The organism is Kitasatospora indigofera (assembly GCF_014655955.1).
Lineage (GTDB): Bacteria > Actinomycetota > Actinomycetes > Streptomycetales > Streptomycetaceae > Kitasatospora > Kitasatospora indigofera.
On sequence record NZ_BNBO01000021.1, the window covers coordinates 54380 to 74280 of the forward strand.

The window sequence follows — 19901 nt, forward strand, 5'->3', positions numbered from 1 at the left end:
CCTGCCGGTGGCCTAGGTCACCGCCCCGCGCCGGTTGAAGCGCTCCTCGCGCCATTCGCCGGACTCCAGTACCTCGGCCAACTGCTGTGCCGCGTCCCAGACCTGCGCGTACGAGACGTACAGCGGCGTGAACCCGAAGCGCATCAGGTCGGGGGCCCGGAAGTCGCCGATCACCCCGCGCTCGATCAGTGCCTGCACCACCGGGTAGCCGTCGCGGTGCCGCAGGGCGACCTGGCTGCCCCGGCGGTGGTGCTCGCGCGGCGTCACCACCTCGACTCCGTCCAACGGTTCGACCAGCGAGATGAACAGGTCGGTCAACGCCAGGCTCTTGGCCCGGACGGCCCGCAGGTCGGCCCGCTCCCAGACGTCCAGGGCGGCGCCCAGCGCGGCCTGCCCGAGCAGCGAGGGTGAGCTGGTCAGGAACCGTCCGATCCCGCCGGTCGGCGCGTACGCCGGCTCGAAGGCGAACGGGCGGGCGTGCCCGAACCAGCCGCTCAACGGCTGCTCGGCGGCCGCCTGGTGGCGCTCGGCGACGTACAGGAAGGCGGGCGAGCCCGGGCCGCCGTTCAGGTACTTGTAGGTGCAGCCCACCGCGAAGTCCGCGCCGCAGGAGCCCAGTTCGACGGGCAGGGCGCCCACCGAGTGGCAGACGTCCCAGATCATCAGGGCGCCGGCCGCCCGGACCTGGGCGGTGACGGCCGCCATGTCCAGCAGCTCGCCGGTGCGGTAGTCGACGTGGGAGAGGACGACGGCCGCGACGTCGCCGTCCAGGTGCCGCTCCAGCTCCTCGGGGGTGGTCGAGGGCAGCAGGACGCTGCGCGCGCCGCCGACCAGGCCGGTCACGCCCTCGGCGATGTAGAGGTCGGTGGGGAAGGCCGCGCCGTCGCCGAGCACCGTGCGCCGCCCCGGGCGCAGCCGCAGGGCCGCCGCGAGCACCTTGAAGAGGTTCACCGAGGTGGTGTCGCAGACCACCACCTCGCCGGCCGCCGCCCCGACCAGCGGCGCGATCCGGCCGCCCAGCCGGTACGGCTGCTCGAACCAGCCGGCGTCGTTCCAGCTGCGGATGAGCTCGCGGCCCCACTCCTCCTCGACCACCTCGCGGACCCGCTCCGCGGTCCGCACCGGCAGCGCGCCGAGCGAGTTGCCGTCCAGGTAGACGCCCTTGTCGGGCAGGGTGAACTCGGCGCGGAACCCCGCCAGCGGGTCGGCCGCGTCCAGGGCCTCGCACTGCTCCCGGGTGGTGCCGGGCCGGCCGCCGGAGGGCCGGGTGTCGTCGGGTCCGATGCTCACAGTTCGTTCCTCACGGTCCACAGTTCGGGGAAGACATCCTGTTCGGCGGAGCGCTTCAGCCAGGTCAGCCCGCTGGACCCGCCGGTGCCGGGCTTGTCGCCCATCGAGCGCTTGACCGCCGAGTAGTGCTTCTGCCGCCAGCGGGTGACCCGCTCCGCGGCGTCGAGCAGCGCCTCGCCCAGGCCGGCCAGGTCGGCGTACGCCGGCTCGGTGTACACCCGGTGCCAGGCGTCCTGGACCTGCTGCAGCGGCTGGTACCGCTGGGCCGAGGGCTCGTAGGGGACGGCCAGGCCGCGCCGCGCCAGCAGCGCCAGCACGTCGTCGTACAGGCTCGGCGCCCGCAGCGCGCCGGCCAGCTCCTGGTGGGTGCCGGGCACCTCCTCGTACATCCGCAGCAGGTGCTCGCTCTTGTTGCCGAGCAGGAACTCCAGGCGCAGGAAGGCGGAGGACTGGAAGCCCGAGGCCTCGCCGAGCACCTCGCGGAAGGAGCCGAACTCCCGCGGGGTCATGGTGGCGAGCAGGTCCCAGGAGTTCACCAGGACGTCCTGCACGTGGGTGCCGCGCCGCAGCGCCGCCAGGGCGGCCTGCACCTCGTCCTCGCGCAGGGCCTGCTGGGCCAGCGTCCACTCGTGCCGGAGCAGGTCGAAGAGCAGTTCCATCACCTGGGTGGTGATGATGAAGGAGAGCTCGGCCGGCACCTTGCTGCGCGGGTGCTGCAGGCTGTGCAGCTCCTCCAGCCGGACGTAGCGCGCGTACGGCGTCCCGCTGCCGGGCTCCTCCTCCCGTCCGAACGACAGGTTGGGTGTGCTCACCGCGTCGTGCCCCATGTTCCGGTCCTTCCTGACAGCCCGCCCTGCGCCGGGTCTTTCCGCGCCTCCGGTCCGTCCCGGTCGGGCGGACCTATTGTGCGGCTGGCCCTGTCCGCTCTTGAATGGGCTCCGGGCACCGGATCGGCGGTTGGGCCTTGTGATCGCATGGTCTTTCGGCCGTTCGGCTTCAGGAACGCAAACCGTCCCTTCCGTCCCGTCCGACACACCGGTGGCGCCCCGGCCACCACGACCAGCAGGGAGCCATCATGGACGCCGTCGACCGCCGGCTGCTCGCCGAACTGCAGGCCGACGCCCGGCTCTCCTACAACGAGCTGTCCCGCCGGGTCAGCCTCTCCCCGCCGGCCGTCGCCGAACGGGTCCGCCGGCTGGAGGCCGACGGCGTGATCAGCGGCTACCACGCCCACGTCGACCTCGCGAGGGCCGGCCTGCCGGTCACCGCGCTCGTCCAGATCCAGTGCTACGGCCCGCGCTGCCTGCTGCGCGACCCCGAGGTGGCCGACTGGCCCGAGGTGCTGCAACTGCACCGGGTGACCGGCGGGGCCTGCTGCGCCCTGCTGGTCGCGGTGCCCGCGATGGCCCAGTTCGAGGCGCTGATCGACCGGCTGGCGGGGTACGGGCAGCCCGCCAGCTCGATGATCCTCTCCAGCCCCGTCCCCTGGCGGCCCGTGGTCGCCCCGTGAGGGCCGCCGGGTAGGTTGGCCGGTATGCCGACGAACCGTCATGTCCTGCTGCTCCCGGGGAGCCTGCGCTCCGGCTCCTCCAACGAGGTGGTGCTGCGCACCGCCGCCGACCTGGCCCCCGAGGGGGTCACCACCACCCTGTACGGAGGGCTGGCCGGCCTGCCGCACTTCAACCCGGACGACGACACCGACCCGCTGCCGGCCCCGGTCGTCGAGCTCCGCGCGGCCGTCGCGGCCGCCGACGCGATCCTGGTCTGCACCCCCGAGTACGCCGGCACCCTGCCGGGCTCCTTCAAGAACCTGCTGGACTGGACGGTCGGCGGGGTCGAGATCTCCGACAAGCCGACGGCCTGGATCAACGCGGCCAACCCCGGCCGCGGCCTCGGCGCCGCGGCCACCCTGCGCCTGGTGCTGGGCTACACGGGCGCGGCCGTGCTGGAGGAGGCCTGCGCCGCCGTCCCGGTGGACCGTGCGACGGTCGGCCCGGACGGCGTGATCACCGATCCGGCGGCCCGTGCGGAGATCGCCCGGGTGCTGGAGCTGCTCACGGCCGGCTGACCCGGCGGCGGCCCGGACGCCCGCCCCGGCGGGAGTCCGGGCCTCGGGAAACCGGGCGGCGACTGTCCGGGCGGCGACTGTCCGGGCCTCGGGTGTCCGGGCCTCGGGGAACCGGGTACGCCCGGGCGGGTGCCCGCTCAATGTCCGACGGCCATGTGCACGCCCAGCTCGGCCAGCCCGTTCAGGAACAGCTCGACGCCGACCGCGGCGAGCAGCAGCCCGAGCAGCCGCGAGAGCAGTTCCAGCGAGGTCCGCCGGCTGCGCTGCAGCAGCGGGGCCAGCAGCAGCACGCAGACGCAGTTGATCGCCACCACCGCGAGGTACGCCACGGCCACCGTGGTGTGCCAGCCCCAGGTGTCCTTGCTCAGCGACCCGATCAGCACGCCCGTCATCGCCAGCGGGCTGGCGATGTAGGGCAGCAGCAGCGCCCGGATGCCGTCCACCGTGGGGTTCGCCAGGTGCTCGTCGTCCGAGTCGCCGCCGCCCAGGTGGATGCCGAGCACCAGCGCCACCGCGTAGATGAAGAAGATCGTCCCGCCGGCCAGCTGCAGCGACTGGTCGCTGACGTGGAACAGCGTGGTGACGAAGTCCGCGGTGTACGCCATCACCCCGCCGACCACGGCGGCGACCAGGGTGCTCCACAGTGCGAGCCGGCGCAGGTCGCCGGTGCTGCGGCCGGCCCCCAGCTGGGCGAAGGACAGCAGGACCTTCGGCGGGCCGACCACCGCGAAGAACGCGATGAACGCACTGCTGAGATCGAAGACGTACATGGCCCAAGCCTGACGGCAGCCGGGCTCCCGCGCAGCGGAGGCTCAGCGCAGCAGCACGGTGACGCCGCCCGCGCGGAGGGTGTCGAGCACCGCCTCGAAGTAGCTCAGCTCGCGCCCGCCGATCACTGCCGGACCGGTCAGCCGCCGGCGGGCCACCGCCGCGTCGTGCCAGACCAGGGTGAACGGCGGCTCCGCGCCGAAACCGCCGCGCAGGCAGTCGGCGAGCGCGTCCAGGTTGCTGCCGTAGTAGCCGCCGGGGCCGTTGACGGCCTCGCCGAGGGCGGCGTAGCAGGTGGCCCGGTCGGTGATCCCGGACCCGTCCAGGTGGTGCTCCGGCGACGGCCGCGCCGTCTCGATCCCCGCCATGCTCGTCCCCGTCCTCGGCCGCGCCCGGCGGGCCCGGGTCGCAGCACGATCTTCGCCCGGATGGCGGCGCCGGGTCGAGCCGGGCCGACCTTTGGGCTGGGATGGGCAGCAGGATCATCAGCCGTTCGAACAGAGGCCCGACATGACCTGTCTCAATCGCAAGGATCTCGGTCTGCTCGCCCTGCGCGGCGCGGTGGGCGGGGTACTCATCGCCCACGGCACGCAGAAGCTGTTCGGCTGGTTCGGCGGCGGCGGCCTGGAGGGCACCGCGCAGGCGATGGACCACATGGGTTTCCACCCGGGGCGGCAGAGCGCGATGGCCGCGGGCCTGGGGGAGGCGGGCGGCGGCGCGATGCTGGTGGCGGGGCTGGCGACCCCGGCGGCCGGGGCGATCGTGGCCGGCACCATGGCGGGCGCGATCTCGGTGCACGCCCCGGCCGGGTTCTTCAGCACGGCCGGGGGTTACGAGTACCCCGCGCTGCTCGGCGCGGCCGGCCTGTCGCTGGGGCTGTCGGGGGCGGGCCGGTACTCGCTGGACCACGCGCTCGGGCACCGGGTGGACCGGCCCTGGATCGGGGTGCTCGCCTTCGTCGCGAGTGCCCTCGGGGCGTACTCGGTGGTGTCCCGCCGACGGCACGTGATGCGGCTGCGCGAGGAGCGGGCCGCGATGGACGCGGGCCAGGAGGGCGCCGGGCTCTCCTGAACCCCGCCGTGGCCGGCGGGGTGGCCCGCGAACCGCTGCGAACCGAGCGAACCGCCGCGGACACCCGCGGACACCCGCGAACAGCCGGCCCGGGCGACCCGGGCCGCGGGGGACCAGGCCCGGGAGGACCCGGGAGAGAAGAGGACATCATGGAGCGTCAGCAGCCCCGCCCGACCCGTCAGGACACCGGTGCGCCCACCGTCCGCCGCCCCCGCGCGGCGCTCGCGGGCGCGGCGGCGGCCGTGACCGCGATGGCGCTCGGCACGGCCGCGCTGGCCGGCTGCTCCTCGGACAGCACGCCGAGTTCCGCGGTGTCGGCGGTGGCCTCGGCGGCCCAGTCGGCGCTGTCGGCGGCCGCCTCGGCCGCCCAGTCCGCGCTCGCCTCCGGCGCTTCGGCGGCGCAGTCGGCGCTGGCCTCGGGAGCCTCCGAGTTCGCCTCCGCGGCCGCCTCGGCCGAGGCCGCCGCCTCCTCGGCGCTCGCGAGCGTGAAGGGCGGCCTGGAGGCCAAGGGCGACCTGACCCTCGGCGACGTCACCACCGACTCGCAGGGCCGGGCCCAGGTGCAGCTCACGGTCAAGAACGGCCAGTCCCAGTCCTACCGCTACAGCGTCCAGGTCAACTTCACCGACCAGTCCGGCAACGTGCTGGACGCCACGGTCGTCAGCGTCCCCGAGGTGGCGGCGGGCCAGAGCGCGCAGGCCACCGCCGTCAGCAACCGGGACCTCTCGGGCGACGTCAAGGCCGTGGTCGCCCGGGCGGTGCGGTACTGACCCGGGGACGGGTCCGGACGTCAACGCGCGGATCGCGGGTCGCCCGAAGAGGTGGATGTCGTGCCTGCGGGCATGGGTAGGCCGGCTGTGACGGCGAGGATCTCGCACATGGGAGCAACCATGACTGCCGTGCCTGACCGGCTCATCCCGCCGGGGGCGGGTTCACCGCCGACGACCTCGACAGGATGCCCGGCCTCCCGCCGCACACGGAGTTGATCGACGGGAGCCTCGTCCTCAGGAGCCCGCAGAAGTACGTTCATTCGCCGGCCAGGTATCTGCTGGAGCAGGGCCTCCGAGCGACGGCTCCGCCCGAGCTGCGGGTGGTGCGGGAGATGAGCGTGGTGCTGGGCCGCCGGGACCGGCCCGAGCCGGACCTCTCGGTCGTGCGGGCCGACGCCGTGACCGAGGAGGCGGAGGAGACGGGGTTCCCCGCGTCCGCCGTGGTGCTCGCCGTCGAGGTGGTGTCGCCGGACTCCGTGGAGCGGGACCGGGACACCAAGCCGCGCAAGTACGCGCAGGCCGGCATTCCGCACTTCTGGCGGGTGGAGAAGGCCGAGGGGCGCCGGCCGGTGGTCTACGTCTACGAACTTGACCCGGCCACGGACACGTACGCCGTCAACGGGATCCACCACGACCGGCTCAAGGTCGGGGTGCCGTTCCCGGTCGACATCGACCTGACAGAGATCGATCGTCTCTAAGGTTCCCAGGGTTTACCCGCAGGTCAGATGCGGTGAGGGGAATCGGGCAACCTTAAGGGCGACTCAAGGGTCAACCGGGCCTCTTGACGCGTGAGTTGGTCTAGTCCATTTTAATCCCCAGGTGCAGGGAGCCCCTGAGCCGGCGTCGGAGGTCCAGACCTCTGGCGCCGGTTCGGCGCACCCCGGCGTCCGTCAAGGCATGCCCCAGCTCGATTCCCTTCTGTCATGTCCCTGGTCGCGCGGCCCCACCCCGTGCGAATCGCGCCAGGGCTGTGGCGGAGCCCCCACAACCCTGGAGTCACGCACCCATGCTTCGCTCTGTTTCCCCGGCCCAGGAGCCGGTTCGCAGGCGGCGGCCGAAGAGCCTGGTCGCGGTCGCGGCCGGCACCGCCGCCTCCCTGCTGCTCGGCGCGGGCCTCGCGCTCACCTCGGGCGGCACCGCCAGCGCGGCCGCCACCAACACCACCGGCGCCCCGGCGACCTCCGGCGGCATCAAGGTCGCCTACTTCGACCAGTGGTCGATCTACGGCAACGCGTACTACCCGAAGACGATTCAGGACACCGGCGTGGCCGGCAAGCTGGACTACCTGATCTACGACTTCGCCAACATCAACCCCACCACGCTCTCCTGTTTCCAGGCCACCAAGGCGGCCTCGCAGGACGAGAACAACCCCAGCGCGGGTGACGGTGCGGCGGACGCGTTCGCCGACTACCAGAAGTCCTTCGGTCCGGACATCTCGGTCGACGGCGTCGGCGACGCCTGGGGCCAGCCGATCGCGGGCAACTTCAACCAGCTCAAGAAGCTGAAGGCGAAGAACCCCAAGCTCAAGATCCTGATCTCGCTCGGCGGGTGGACGTACTCCAAGTACTTCTCCGACGCGGCCGCCACGGACGCCTCGCGCAAGAAGCTGGTCTCGTCCTGCATCGACATGTTCATCAAGGGCAACCTGCCCGTCGACGCCGGCTACGGCGGCGCGGGCTCGGCGGCCGGCATCTTCGACGGCATCGACATCGACTGGGAGTATCCGGGCGGCGGCGGCCACCTCGGCAACCACGAGAGCCCGAACGACAAGGCCAACTTCACCCTGCTCCTCAAGGAGCTGCGCACCCAGCTGGACGCGCAGGGTGCGGCCGACGGCAAGACCTACGCCACGGCGGCGGCGGTCGGCGCCGGCCAGGACAAGATCAAGAACCTGGAGACCGACAAGATCGGTCAGTACCTCACCTTCCTCGACGTCATGACGTACGACATGCACGGCGGCTGGGAGGCGAAGGGCCCGACGAACCACCAGGCCCCGATCTACTCCGGTCCGAACGACCCGATGACCCCGGTCACCCCGGGCACCGGCAAGTACTCGATCGACAACGCCATCAAGGCCTTCACGGTCGGTGACGCGCAGTACGGCATCCCCGGCGGCTTCCCCGCCAAGAAGATCAACATGGGCGTGCCGTTCTACTACCGCGGCTGGACCGGCGTGCCGAACAACGGCAAGAACGGCCTCTTCCAGACCGCCACCGGCCCGGCGGCCGGCGCGGCGATGTCCGGCAGCGTCCCCGGCATCCAGATGTACAAGGAGCTCGCGGGCTTCGTCGACAACCCGTCGAAGACCTACTGGGACGACGCGGCCAAGGCTGCCTACTTCTACGACGGCACCACCTTCTGGTCCGGCGAGAACGCCCAGTCCATCCAGGCCAAGGTCGACTACGCCCACTGCAACGGCCTCGGCGGCTCCTTCGCCTTCTCGCTGTACGACATGGGCACCCAGACCGCGCTGTTCGACAAGATGGCCTCGGCCACCGACGGCTCCGCCGCGAACTGCCCGGCCGGCCCGACCACCTCGGCCTCGCCGACCGCCACGGTCTCCCCGACCGTGACCCCGTCGACCACCGCGTCGCCGACCGCCACCGCCACCGCGACGTCCTCCCCGACGGCGACGGTCTCCCCGACCGCCACCGCCACCTCGGGCGCCTGCACCGCCCCGAGCTGGAGCGCCTCGGCCGTCTACGCGACCCCGACCAAGGTCTCCTGGAAGGGCCACTACTACACCAACAAGTGGTGGACCACGAACGAGGACCCGAGCCTCAGCGGCCAGTGGGGCGTCTGGACCGACAACGGCGCCTGCTGACCACGCGTAGCTGAGTGAAGGGCACTTGACGGAGCCCGCACCACGATGAATCCCCTTCGGACGGGCCGCCCCGGACGTCCGCGAATCCGGCCCGCTGGGTACCCACCCGGCGGGCCGGAGGGCTGTCCGGGCCCGGACAGCAGTGATGTACCGCGACGGCCTGCCACATGACAGGCCGTCCGTCGCGTTATAGGGGTATGGACCAGACAACGGGCAAGGGTACGGCGCTGCGGGAGCCACTGGAGTTCCCCGACTTCGTCGCGGCGCGGGGGCGGCACCTGCTCAGGACGGCGTTCCTGCTGACCGGCGGTGACGCGTACCTCGCCGAGGACCTCGTGCAGGAGGCGCTCGGGCGGGTGTACAGGAAGTGGCGCAGGATCTCGCGCATGGCGAACCCGGCCGGGTACGCGCAGACCGTCCTGGCCAACACCTTCCTGTCGTACCGGCGGCGGCGCAGCAGCACGGAGCGGGCGACGGACACCATCCCCGAGACCGGTGCCGGCGACCCCGACCCGGCGCTGCGGCTGACCCTGCTGCAGGTGCTCGGCGAACTCCCCACCGTGGACCGGGCGGTGCTGGTGCTGCGGTTCTGGGAGGACCGCAGCGTGGAGGAGACGGCCGCCGCACTCCACCTCAGCCCCACCGCCGTCCGCTCCCGCAGCAGCCGGGCGCTGGTGCGGATGCGGGCGCGGCTGGGCGAGGAGTCGGCGGCCCTCCTGTGGTCCTGAACGGGCCCGAGAAGCCCCGCCGGACAGCTCCGGCCCCGTCCCGAACCGGACCATCGACCGAGGAAGCGGTGCTCTGACATGACCTTCGAAGACGAATTCCCCCTGGCACTGCGCTCCGCCGCGGAGCTCGCCCCCGACACCGGCGCCGTCGTGCTCGCGGCCGGCGCCGTCCGGCGGGCCCGCCGCCGGCGCACCCGCGGCGTTCTCGTGGGCACGGCCGGGGTGCTGGCGGTCGCGGTCCTGGGCACCGTGCTGCTCGGTCACGGTCCGGGCGTCGCCGTCGCTCCGTCCGGCGGGCAGGTCACTTCGCGGGCCGTGTCCGATGCGCAGATGCTCGGCCTGCTGACGGACCTGCTGCCGCCCGGGAGGATCAGCGAGGCGGGGGTCGACACCGGATCGAACCGGGTGGTCCATCTGCTCTACGACGACGGCCGGGGTGCGTCGACGATCACCCTGTTCGTCGAGCGGGTGTCCGGCCCGGACGCGGCACGTTGCATGGACTCCTTCGACACGCCGACCGAGTCCTGCGACCGGACGGTGCGGCCCGACGGCTCGGTCGTCGTGATCGACAAGATGAACGGACGCAGCGCGGACCAGCCCAAGGAGTGGCGGGCCGTCTATGCGACGCCCGGGGGCAAGCAGGTACTCCTCAGCTCCTACAACGCGGTGAACGCCGGGCCGCCGACGACCCGCCCGGAGCCGCCGCTGTCGGCCGAGCAGTTGACCGCCGTGGTGACCAGCCCGAGCTGGGACGCGGTGTTCGCGGGCCTTTCCGCGCCTTCCGCCTCCGACGTCTCGCCGCCGCCGTCGCCGGGAGCGGCCTCGCCCGCGCCCGCCGAGATCCTGGCGACCGTCACCCCGCTGCTGCCGCCGGGCACCGTGGTCGGCGGGCCGCAGACGCAGGAGAGCGCCGGCCGGGCCCATCTGGAGGTGACCTTCGAAGGGCGCACCAGCATGCTGCTGGTCTCGGTGGACCCGGCCTCGAAGGAGAACCGCGAGGCCAAGGGAATGTTCGAACGGGACCCCGCCGTGACCCGGCTGCCCGACGGCAGCGCCGTCGACGTCCGGGTCAGCGGCGCCTCCAAGAGCGGCGGTGGTCCGGACGTGAACTGGGCCGTCGAGGTCTTCCGCCCGGACGGGCGGCGGATCCGGGTCAGCGAGTGGAACGGCGCGAACGGGTACGAGTTCAGGCCCGGGACGCCGGCGCTGACGGTCGAGCAGCTGACGGCGATCGCGGCCGACCGGGCCTGGCGCTCCTGATCCGGCCGTCCGACGCAGGAGAACGGCCCGCCCTGGCAGGGGCGGGCCGTTCTCGTTGTCGTGCGTTCCGGGTCAGTCCAGGTCGTCGGTGCGCCCGAGGGCGTCCGGCTGGCTCTCCTCGATCCGGCGCAGCATCCGCCCGAGCATGCCGGAGAGCACCGCGCGCTCCTCGCCGACGACGTCCTGGAGGAGCTCCTCCTCGAAGACCGCGGCCATCCGCATCGACTCCAGCCACTTGTCGCGGCCGTTCTCGGTCAGCTCGATGATCACGCGGACCCGGTTGCTCTCGTCCCGCTCGCGGGTGACCAGGTCCTCGGCGACCATCCGGTCGATCCGGTGGGTCATCGCGGCCGGGGTGAGGCCGAGCCGCTTGGCGAGGTCGCCGGGGCCGAGCCGGTACGGGCTGCCGGCGATCACCAGGGCCTTGAGCACCTCCCAGTCGGCGGAGGTGATTCCGAGCACAGTCAGCTGGCGGGTGTAGGCCACGTTCATCCGCCGGGTGACCCGGGAGAGGGTCTGCACGATGGTCTCGACCTGAGGGTCCACCAAGGGGAACTCCCGCTGGTAGACGGCCACCTGCTCGGAGATCCCCAGCTCGCCGGCGGCGGGCGGCTCGGGCTTGCGTGCGCTCATGGGGACAGTGTCGCACGTGCGGGGTGCACTGTTTAAGCCTTTGACACGAGAGACTTCCGATCCTTAGAGTTTAGCTCTGAAATCTTGCGCAGTTAAGCGTATCCAGCGAAAGTCCCGTCGGCGATGGTCCGGAGCGGGCTCCAGGGAAAGGGTGTGCACGGTGACCGGCACGGTGAAGCAGCAGAGGCAGCGGCGTCATGGGGCGGGCGGCCCGCTGCGCCGCGTCCAGATCGGCAACGCGCTCAGCGCCTTCGGCAGCGGGTTCACGATGCCGTACATGTTCGTCTACGTGGACCAGGTGCGCGGCCTCGGCCCGCTCGCCGCCGGGATGGTGTTCACCGTCTTCGCGCTGGCCGCGCTCGCCGTGCTGCCGCTGACCGGGCGGGGCATCGACCGCTACGGACCGCGCCCGGTGCTGCTGGCCGGCGCCGCGGTCGCGGCCACCGGTGCCTTCGCCTTCGGGCACGCCACCGGCACCGCCGGGCTGATCCTCTTCTCGTTCCTGTTCGGGGCCGGCTTCACCACCTGCCAGCCCGCGCTAGCCACCATGATCGTGCGCAGCTCCACCCGGGCCACCAGGTCGCACGCCTTCGCGCTGCAGTTCACCCTGGTCAACCTGGGCATGGGGATCGGCGCGCTGATCGGCGGGCAGATCGTCGACGTCACCGACCCGGGCAGCCTCACCACCCTGTTCACCATCGAGGCGGCCGCCCTGCTGGCCATGGGCCTGGTCGCCGGCAGCGCGCGGATCCCGGCCGCCGAGCCCACGCCCGCGGGGGAGCGGTCCGGCCCGAGCGGGCTGCGCGCGCTGGTCGCCGACAAGGCGATGCTGCGGCTCTGCGTGCTCGCCGCGCTGATCTTCTTCACCTGCTACGGCCAGTTCGAGTCCGGCGTCGCGGCCTTCGCCACCGACACCGTCGGCGTCGCGCCGTCCACCCTGGGCCTCGCGATCGGCGCCAACGCGCTGACCATCGTGGTGCTGCAGATGTTCGTCGTACGGATCACCGCCCGCCGCCGCCGCACCACCGCGATGGCCGCCGCCGGCCTGGTCTGGCTCGGCGCCTGGACGATGGCCCTGGTGGCCGGGCTCGTCCGGGCCGAAGCCCTGGCCGCGACGGTCTCGATCGTCTCGATCTACGCGCTGTTCGGCGTCGGCGAGTCGCTGCTCGCGCCCACCCTGGGCCCGATCGTCGCCGATCTGGCGCCCGCCCGGCTGCTCGGCACCTACAACGCCGGCTACGCCCTGGTGAAGCAGATCGCCGTCGCGGTCGGCCCGGCCGTCGGCGTCCTGCTGGTCGGCTCCGGCACCTGGCCGCTGTACCTGGCCGCGATGGCGCTCTGCACCCTGCTGATCGTCGTCATGGCCCTCCGGCTGCGGGGCCACCTGACCCCGGTTCAGGACAACGCCCGGCAGGCGGCGGCGCCGCAGTTCGCCGACGTCCGGGAGCTGCGCACCGCGGCCTGAGCACCGCGGTGAGCCGTGCGGTGCCCCGGGCCACGGCCCGGGGCACCGCCGGACGTTCGCGGGGTTCGTGCAGGATCGCCCCCGGACGGCCCGACACGCTTGGTTTCGCGCCGGGAGCCACATAGTGTCAGTCGCTGTTGGCGCGGGGCCGGGAGTGCCCTGGGCCGAGCAGGCGAGTGAGCGAATCGGCGAGGCAATGACACAAGCGGTAGTCACGCACACCCCGGCACCGGAAGCCCCCGCGGGCCCCGAACCGGCCCGGCGGGGGCTGGTGTCCTGGGCCGTCGACCGGTCCGGCTGGCTGGGGCCCGTCGCCGTGGCGCTGTTCGCCGGACTGCTCCGGTTCTGGCGGCTGGGCTACCCCAACGCCTTCGTCTTCGACGAGACCTATTACCCGAAGGACGCCTGGTCCCTGCTCCGGCAGGGCTACGAGGGGGTCTGGCCGGACAGTGCCAACGCCGACGTCCTCGGCGTCCCGCAGCGCATCCCGCTGACCCCCGCGCCCGAGTTCATCGCCCACCCGCCGCTCGGCAAGTGGGTGATCGCGCTCGGCGAGCAGCTGTTCGGCCTGCACCCGTTCGGCTGGCGCTTCATGACCGCCCTGCTCGGCACCCTCGCCGTGCTGATGCTGGCCCGGATCGGGCGCCGGCTGTTCGGCTCCACCCTGATCGGCTGCACCGCGGCCCTGCTGATGTCCGTGGACGGCCTGGCGTTCGTGATGAGCCGGGTCAGCCTGCTCGACGGCGTCCAGACGGTCTTCGTCCTCGGTGCCTTCGGTTGCCTGCTGGTCGACCGCGACCACGCGCGGGCCCGGATCGCCGGGCCGGACGGCACCCGGCCGGACGGCGACCGCGCCCGGCTCGGCCTGCGGCCCTGGCGGATCGCCGCCGGGGCGCTGCTCGGGGCGGCCTGCGCCACCAAGTGGAACGGCCTGACCATCCTGGCCGCCTTCGGCCTGCTGACCGTGCTGTGGGACGCCTCCCGCCGCCGCTGGGCCGGTGCCCGCCACCCGTACCGCTCGATGCTGCGCCGGGACGCCGGCCCGGCGCTGCTCGCCACCGTCGGCTCCGCCGCCGTGGTGTACCTGGCCTCCTGGAGCGGCTGGTTCGCCACCGGCGGGGGCTACGACCGGCACTGGGCGGAGGGCCGGTCCGGGCTCTCCGCCGACAAGCTGTTCGGCGTGCCGCTGCCGCAGGTGGACCTGACCTGGGTGCCCGCCGCGCTGCGCAGCTGGTGGCACTACCACTCGCAGATGTGGGACTTCAACACCGGCCTGAGCACGCCGCACACCTACCAGTCCAACCCGTGGAGCTGGCTGGTCCAGGGCCGGCCGGTCTCGATGTACTGGGAGCAGCTGCCGCAGGGCCAGAAGGGCTGCACGGCGCCCGGCGGCTGCGCCAGCCAGATCCTCGGCCTCGGCACCCCGGTGCTGTGGTGGGCGGCCTGCTTCGCGCTGGTCTACCTGCTCTGGCGCTGGTTCTTCCGCCGGGACTGGCGCTCGGGCGCGGTGCTCTGCGCCGTGGCGGGCATCTACCTGCCGTGGTTCCAGTACCAGGAGCGGACGGTCTTCTCGTTCTACATGGTGGTGCTGGTGCCGTTCCTCTGCCTGGCGGTCGCCCAGATGCTCGGCGCGATGCTCGGCCCGCCCGGCTGCTCGCCCGAACGCCGCCGGATCGGCGCCGCCGGGGCCGGGCTGGTCGTGCTCGCCGTGATGGGCTGCTTCGCGTTCTTCTACCCCCTGTACACGGGGGAGGTGTTCCCGATGACGGACTGGCAGGACCGGATGTGGTTCACCAGCTGGATCTGACCGAGGATGCCACCGGTCGGCCGGGCCCTCGCGGCCGGCGGTCAGCTGCTGCCGGTCACCCCGGCCCTGGGGGTGGCGATCGCCCTGTTGCTCGCCGCCGCGGTCGCGGTGGCCGGCCGGGGGCTGCTCGGGTACGGGCACGCGGTGCTGCGGGCCGGCGGGCGGGCGGTGCTGCAGCTCGCGCTGGTCGCGCTGGTCATCACCTGGGTGGTCGGGTCGCTCTGGACGTCCGCCCTGTTCGTGCTGCTGATGTTCGCCGTGGCCGTGCGGACCGCCGGCCGGCGGATCACCGACGGACCCGCCTGGGTCTGGGCCGCCGTGCCGGTCGGCGCCGCGGTGCTGCCCGTCCTGGCGCTGCTGCTGGCCACCGGGCTGCTCCCGGCCCGGGGCCTCGCGGTCATCCCGGTGGCGGGCATCCTGATCGGCGGCGCGCTGACCGCCACCTCGCTGGCCGGCCGCCGGGCCCTGGACGAGCTGCGCCAGCGGCACGGCGAGGTGGAGGCGGCGCTGGCGCTCGGGCTGGAGGAGCGGGACGCCCGGCTGGAGATCTGCCGGACCGCCGCCGCCACCTCGCTCGTCCCGGTGCTGGACCAGACCCGTACGGTCGGGCTGGTCACCCTGCCCGGCGCCTTCGTCGGGATGCTGCTCGGCGGCGCCTCGCCCGTCGAGGCCGGCGCGGTGCAGCTGTTCGTGCTGGTCGCCCTGCTGCTGGTGGAGTCGGTGGCGATCGTGGCGGTGCTGGAGCTGGTCGGCCGGGGGCTGGTGGGCACCGGGGCCCCCGGGGCGGTCAGGTAGACTCGACGACGTTGAAGGGGAGTAGCCCTCCACCGGACCGTCGACATACTGGCTCCTCACGGAGCCCGGCGCCCGGGGCGTCCGGCAGGTCCGGGTGCCGGCGAGACCTTCGGCCGCAGTGCTGTGCCTACCAACCAGCGCTGTCGGGCCGAGGCGTCCCCTGACGGAGCTGCTGAGGCCGGGCAGCCCGATCTAGGGAATCCTGACCTCGTGAGTCTGACCGTTCTCGCCATCACCTTCGGCATCGTCTTCCTCGCCGAACTGCCGGACAAGACGGCCCTCGCCAGCCTCGTGCTCGGCACCCGTTACCGCGCGAGCTACGTCTTCGCCGGCGTCGCGGCCGCGATGGCCGTCATGGTCGGCCTGGCGCTGGTCGCCGGCCAACTGCTCGCCCTGCTGCCGCAGCGCTGGGTGGAGGGCGTCACCGGCCTGCTGTTCCTGGCCGGCGCCGCGATGCTGCTCTTCCACCACGGCGGGGACGAGGAGGGCCACGCCGCGAAGGAGCCGTCCTCGAACAGTTTCTGGAAGGTCGCCGGGGCCAGCTTCGCGGTGGTCGCGGTGGCCGAGTTCGGCGACCTCACCCAGATCATGACCGCCAACCTGGCCGCCAAGTACGACGACCCGCTGGCCGTGGGCCTCGGTGCCTGGCTGGCGCTCTGCGCCGTCGCCGGGATCGCCATCGCGGGCGGGCAGAAGCTGTTGCAGTACGTCCCGATGAAGGTGATCGTCCGGGTGGCGGCCGGCGTGATGCTGCTGATGGGCGGGTTCAGCCTGTTCAAGGCCGTGACCGGCTGACCGGGGCCGTGACGGGCTCACGGGCCGGCCGGGGCCGCGACGGGCCGACGGTGGCCCCGGCGGAGCGGTTCCGGCCGGGGCCGGAGCCGCTCAGCAGTCGGGCGGTGCGGTCTCCAGGGCGGCCTTGGTCCGCGGGCCGTACTTGCCCGACTCGCTCTTGAGGGAGGGTTTCCGGCTGTCCTGGAACGACTTCAGCACGAACTCGGTCCACCAGTCGAAGGTGCCGGATATCAGCGACTTGTCGACCGTCCCGCAGCTCTCGGTGACCAGCAGCTGCTGCATCAGCTTGACGTCGTCGCCCTTCATGTCCCGCTCCAGGATCCGGACGGTCGCGGACGGGCTCGGGGACGGGCTGGGCGTGCCGGCGGGCGTCGTGGGGGCCGGTGCGGCCGGCGCGGGCGGCGCGGCCTCGGTGGTCGCCGGGGCGGTGGTGGGTGCCTTGGTCGGCTTCGCGGTACGGCTGGGGGAGGGCGCGGCCGTACCGGACCCGGAGGGCGCCGCGCTGGGGCTCGGGGGCCCCGCGCTGGGCAGGTCCGTGGGCGCGGTCAGGGTCGGCGTCAGGACGGCGGTGGGGGAGGGCAGCGCCTTCTGGTCCGGGCTGCCCGAGGGCGACGCCAGGAAGGCGGCGCCCACCCCGAGCACGACCACGCCGGCGCCCGCCGCCAGGATCGCGCCCCGGCGCCGGGCGAGCGGGCTCTGCTGCTCCCGGCGGCGCCCGGCCTGGCCGGCGCCGGGCGCCTGCGGCGGGGCGTCGATGGCGTGGTCGAAGGCGAAGAGGCCCAACTCGTCCGGCGCGGGCCCGGGCTGCGGGGGCGGCGACCCGTACGGCGGCGGCGAGGCCGGCGCCGGGGGCATCAGCGTCGTCCGGTAGCCGGCGCCCGCCCGGCCGCCGAAGTCGTCGTACCCGGTGGCCGGCGAGGCCCCGGTGGCGCCGAACGCGTCGTGGCCGGGGGCCGTCCCGGGCTCCGCGCCGACCTGTCCGACCGCTCGCGGCACGTACGGGCGGACCAGCGGCGGGCCCTCGATGTGCGGCAGCACCGCGGTGTCGGAGAGGTCCGAGGAGCACCCGCAGCTGCCGGCGGTCCGTACGGCGCCGCACGCGGGGCAGTGCTGGTCCGGCATCGGCCGGTCCTCCTCGGTCTGGGATGGTGGGCGCGCCCGATCGGTTCAGGAGGCGGACGCGCCCGATTATGCATGACGTTCCCGAAGGGGGGACAGGGGAGACCGGCCGTCAACGAGGCTCTTGTGACGGTTGATGCCGATTGGACCCGATGAACAATCAGTGCCCCGGCGCCGCCGGGCCGTGGCCGGGCGCGTTACGGATGGCGCAATCAGATGCCGCATAGCCGGGCAAATCTGACAATGTGGTCGATGGGAACGACCAGTCAGCGGTGCCCGGCCGGCCGGGGCCCCCAGCCACGAGGAGTCGCGCCATGGCCGACCCGGAAGCCGAGCCCGGCCGGATCCCGGCCGCCCAGGCCGCCGCGCCCCCCGCGACCGCCGCGAAGAACCTCTGGCTCCCGATCGGCGCCCTGCTGCTGGCGCTGCTGATCGCCGCCCTCGACCAGACCATCGTGTCCACCGCGCTCCCCACCATCGTCAGCGACCTCGGCGGCCTCGAACACCTCTCCTGGGTCGTCACCGCCTACCTGCTGGCCTCCACCGCCGCCACCCCGCTCTGGGGCAAACTCGGCGACATGTACGGCCGGAAGCGCTTCTTCCAGTCGTCCATCGTGATCTTCCTGATCGGCTCGGTCCTCTGCGGTCTCGCCCAGAACATGGGCCAGCTGATCGGCTTCCGGGCCCTCCAGGGGCTGGGCGGCGGCGGTCTGATGGTGCTCACCCAGGCCATCGTCGGGGACCTCGTCCCGCCCCGGGACCGCGGCAAGTACCAGGGCCTGTTCGGCGCCGTCTTCGGCGTCACCAGCGTGCTCGGGCCGCTGCTGGGGGGCGTCTTCGTCGACAACCTCAGCTGGCGCTGGGTCTTCTACATCAACGTCCCGATCGGCGCCGTCGCCCTGGTGGTGATCGCCGCGGTGCTGCACAGCACCGAGGTGAAGCGCCGCCACCGGATCGACTACCCCGGCACCTTCCTGATCGCCGCGGTCGCCACCTGCCTGGTCCTGATGACCTCGCTCGGTGGCACCACCTGGCCGTGGGGCTCCTGGCGGATCATCGGCCTGGGCGTGCTCGGCGTCGTCCTGCTGGCCGTCTTCATCGCCGTCGAGCGCCGGGCCGAGGAGCCCGTCCTGCCGCTGCGGCTGTTCCGCATCCGCACCTTCAGCCTGGTCGCCGTCATCTCCTTCGTGGTCGGCTTCGCCATGTTCGGCGCGCTCACCTACCTGCCGACCTTCCTCCAGGTCGTGCAGGGCGTCTCGCCCACCATGTCCGGCATCCACATGCTGCCGATGGTGCTCGGGATGCTGCTCACCTCCATCGGCTCGGGCCAGATCGTCTCCCGCACCGGGCACTACCGGATCTTCCCGATCATCGGCACCGCGCTCACCGCCGTCGGCCTGCTGCTGCTCTCCCTGCTCACCGAGAACAGCTCCACCACCCAGATGAGCCTCTGCTTCCTGGTCTTCGGCCTCGGGGTCGGCCTGGTGATGCAGGTCCTGGTGCTCGCCGTGCAGAACGCCGTCGGCTACCAGGACCTCGGCGTCGCCACCGCCGGCGCGACCTTCTTCCGTTCCATCGGGGCCTCCTTCGGCGTCTCGGTCTTCGGCGCCGTGTTCGCGAGCGGCCTCAACCGCCGGCTGGCCGACGCGCTGGCCGGGGTGCCGCTGCCGCCCGGCTTCAGCGCCGGCTCGATCAGCTCCGACCCGCAGGCCATCACCGAGCTGCCGGCCGCCGTCCAGAACGACATCCACCACGCGTACGCCGAGTCGATCACCCGGGTCTTCCTGTTCGCCGTCCCGGTCGTCCTGGTCGCCTTCGTGCTCTCCCTGCTGCTGCGCGAACAGCCGCTGCGCTCCACGGTCACCGCCCCCGACCTGGGCGAGTCGATCGGGGTCAACCCCGTGGAACGCAGCTCGCTGGACGAGATCGCCCGCGCGCTCTCCTCGCTCGGCACCCGCGAGGCCCGCCGTGACCTCTTCCGCCGGATCACCGCCACCGCCGGACTGGACCTCGCCCCCGCCTCCAGCTGGCTGATCCTGCAGATGCACCACCATCACACCGTCGAGCCCGCCGACCTGGCGGAGCGCCGGGTCGTCCCGATCGCGGTCGTCGAGGCGGCCGCCCGGGAGGTGGAGAGCCGCAAGCTGGCCGTCCGGACCAGCGGCGGCCTGCGGCTGCGGCTCACCGGGACCGGCGAGGAGACCGCACTGCGGCTGGTCGCGGCGCGGCGCGCCCAGCTCGCCGAACTGCTCGGCGACTGGGACGAGAAGCAGTACGCCGATCTCGCCGGGCTGCTCACCCGCCTCAGCTCCGGCCTCTGCGCCGACACCCGGGACCGGCCCGACCCGACGCCGGCGCAGCACGTCCCGCACAACGAGGGACGCACCCTCTGAGGCCGCACCCCGCGCGGGCCCCGGCCGGCGGTGCCGGCCGGGGCCCGCGACGGACCGTCACGAGCCCGCGCCCAGTCTCTGACGGGCGGTCCGGCCCGCCGGCGCCCGCCGGCGC

At 73.2% G+C, this 19901-nt stretch carries 19 protein-coding genes; 13 read left to right on the plus strand and 6 right to left on the minus strand.

Translation table 11 applies throughout. The annotated features are described in order from the left end of the window. Positions 1-12: 12 nt before the first annotated feature. Positions 13-1290 (minus strand): kynureninase, encoded by a 1278-nt coding sequence (kynU, locus tag IE329_RS19305; RefSeq protein ID WP_229927587.1) that lies wholly within the window; start codon positions 1288-1290, stop codon positions 13-15. After that, positions 1287-2117: a tryptophan 2,3-dioxygenase gene (locus IE329_RS19310; RefSeq protein ID WP_190212174.1), complete on the minus strand. Its 831-nt coding sequence runs from the start codon at positions 2115-2117 to the stop codon at positions 1287-1289. Before IE329_RS19310 ends, kynU begins: the two co-directional genes overlap by 4 nt. A 248-nt stretch (positions 2118-2365) precedes the next feature. Between IE329_RS19310 and IE329_RS19315 the strand changes: the two genes are divergently transcribed. Both IE329_RS19315 and IE329_RS19320 read left to right on the plus strand, forming a co-directional pair. Next, the gene (locus IE329_RS19315; protein ID WP_190212175.1) at positions 2366-2800 is read left to right on the plus strand and encodes an Lrp/AsnC family transcriptional regulator; all 435 of its coding nucleotides are present in this window, start codon (positions 2366-2368) and stop codon (positions 2798-2800) included. Between the two features lie 24 nt (positions 2801-2824). Continuing rightward, positions 2825-3358: an NADPH-dependent FMN reductase gene (locus IE329_RS19320; protein WP_190212176.1), complete on the plus strand. Its 534-nt coding sequence runs from the start codon at positions 2825-2827 to the stop codon at positions 3356-3358. A gap of 137 nt (positions 3359-3495) precedes the next feature. On the opposite strand, the gene IE329_RS19325 is transcribed toward IE329_RS19320, so the two are convergent. Next, positions 3496-4128: a MarC family protein gene (locus IE329_RS19325; RefSeq protein WP_190212177.1), complete on the minus strand. Its 633-nt coding sequence runs from the start codon at positions 4126-4128 to the stop codon at positions 3496-3498. Positions 4129-4170: 42 nt separating this feature from the next. Beyond that, positions 4171-4494, minus strand: a complete 324-nt coding sequence (locus IE329_RS19330) for a barstar family protein (RefSeq protein WP_190212178.1) — start codon at positions 4492-4494, stop codon at positions 4171-4173. 142 nt (positions 4495-4636) lie between these two features. Here IE329_RS19330 and IE329_RS19335 point away from each other — a divergent pair, with 142 nt between their 5' ends. The 6 genes from IE329_RS19335 to IE329_RS19360 all read left to right on the plus strand — a co-directional run bounded on the left by IE329_RS19335 (position 4637) and on the right by IE329_RS19360 (position 10779). Beyond that, on the plus strand, positions 4637-5197 hold the full coding sequence (locus IE329_RS19335; protein WP_190212179.1) for a DoxX family protein: 561 nt from the start codon (positions 4637-4639) through the stop codon (positions 5195-5197). 149 nt (positions 5198-5346) lie between these two features. Continuing rightward, a complete protein-coding gene (locus tag IE329_RS19340) occupies positions 5347-5967 on the plus strand; it encodes an FxLYD domain-containing protein (protein WP_229927588.1) in 621 nt (206 codons plus the stop codon). Positions 5968-6152: 185 nt separating this feature from the next. After that, complete coding sequence (locus tag IE329_RS19345; RefSeq protein WP_190212180.1) at positions 6153-6665, plus strand: Uma2 family endonuclease; 513 nt, start codon at positions 6153-6155, stop codon at positions 6663-6665. Between the two features lie 308 nt (positions 6666-6973). Then, positions 6974-8791, plus strand: a complete 1818-nt coding sequence (locus IE329_RS19350) for a glycosyl hydrolase family 18 protein (RefSeq protein WP_190212181.1) — start codon at positions 6974-6976, stop codon at positions 8789-8791. Between the two features lie 197 nt (positions 8792-8988). Further along, positions 8989-9519: a SigE family RNA polymerase sigma factor gene (locus IE329_RS19355; protein ID WP_190212182.1), complete on the plus strand. Its 531-nt coding sequence runs from the start codon at positions 8989-8991 to the stop codon at positions 9517-9519. 78 nt (positions 9520-9597) lie between these two features. Then, entirely contained in the window at positions 9598-10779 is a 1182-nt protein-coding gene (locus tag IE329_RS19360) for a hypothetical protein (RefSeq protein ID WP_190212183.1), read from the plus strand. A gap of 72 nt (positions 10780-10851) precedes the next feature. On the opposite strand, the gene IE329_RS19365 is transcribed toward IE329_RS19360, so the two are convergent. Then, a complete protein-coding gene (locus IE329_RS19365) occupies positions 10852-11412 on the minus strand; it encodes a MarR family winged helix-turn-helix transcriptional regulator (protein ID WP_190212184.1) in 561 nt (186 codons plus the stop codon). Between the two features lie 172 nt (positions 11413-11584). Here IE329_RS19365 and IE329_RS19370 point away from each other — a divergent pair, with 172 nt between their 5' ends. From IE329_RS19370 to IE329_RS19385, 4 genes are all read left to right on the plus strand, one after another. Beyond that, entirely contained in the window at positions 11585-12877 is a 1293-nt protein-coding gene (locus IE329_RS19370) for an MFS transporter (RefSeq protein WP_190212185.1), read from the plus strand. Positions 12878-13073: 196 nt separating this feature from the next. Next, positions 13074-14684, plus strand: a complete 1611-nt coding sequence (locus IE329_RS19375; RefSeq protein WP_190212186.1) for a dolichyl-phosphate-mannose--protein mannosyltransferase — start codon at positions 13074-13076, stop codon at positions 14682-14684. A 6-nt stretch (positions 14685-14690) separates the two neighbouring features. Then, complete coding sequence (locus IE329_RS19380) at positions 14691-15479, plus strand: ABC transporter permease (protein WP_190212187.1); 789 nt, start codon at positions 14691-14693, stop codon at positions 15477-15479. 210 nt (positions 15480-15689) lie between these two features. After that, positions 15690-16274 carry a TMEM165/GDT1 family protein gene (locus IE329_RS19385; RefSeq protein WP_229927589.1) on the plus strand — a complete coding sequence of 195 codons (585 nt, stop codon included), beginning with the start codon at positions 15690-15692 and terminating at the stop codon, positions 16272-16274. Positions 16275-16364: 90 nt separating this feature from the next. Here IE329_RS19385 and IE329_RS19390 read toward each other — a convergent pair whose 3' ends face one another. Then, on the minus strand, positions 16365-17396 hold the full coding sequence (locus tag IE329_RS19390; RefSeq protein WP_190212189.1) for a peptidoglycan-binding domain-containing protein: 1032 nt from the start codon (positions 17394-17396) through the stop codon (positions 16365-16367). Positions 17397-17707: 311 nt separating this feature from the next. On the opposite strand from IE329_RS19390, the gene IE329_RS19395 reads away from it, so the two are divergent. Then, complete coding sequence (locus IE329_RS19395) at positions 17708-19786, plus strand: MDR family MFS transporter (protein ID WP_190212190.1); 2079 nt, start codon at positions 17708-17710, stop codon at positions 19784-19786. Positions 19787-19901: the final 115 nt, after the last annotated feature.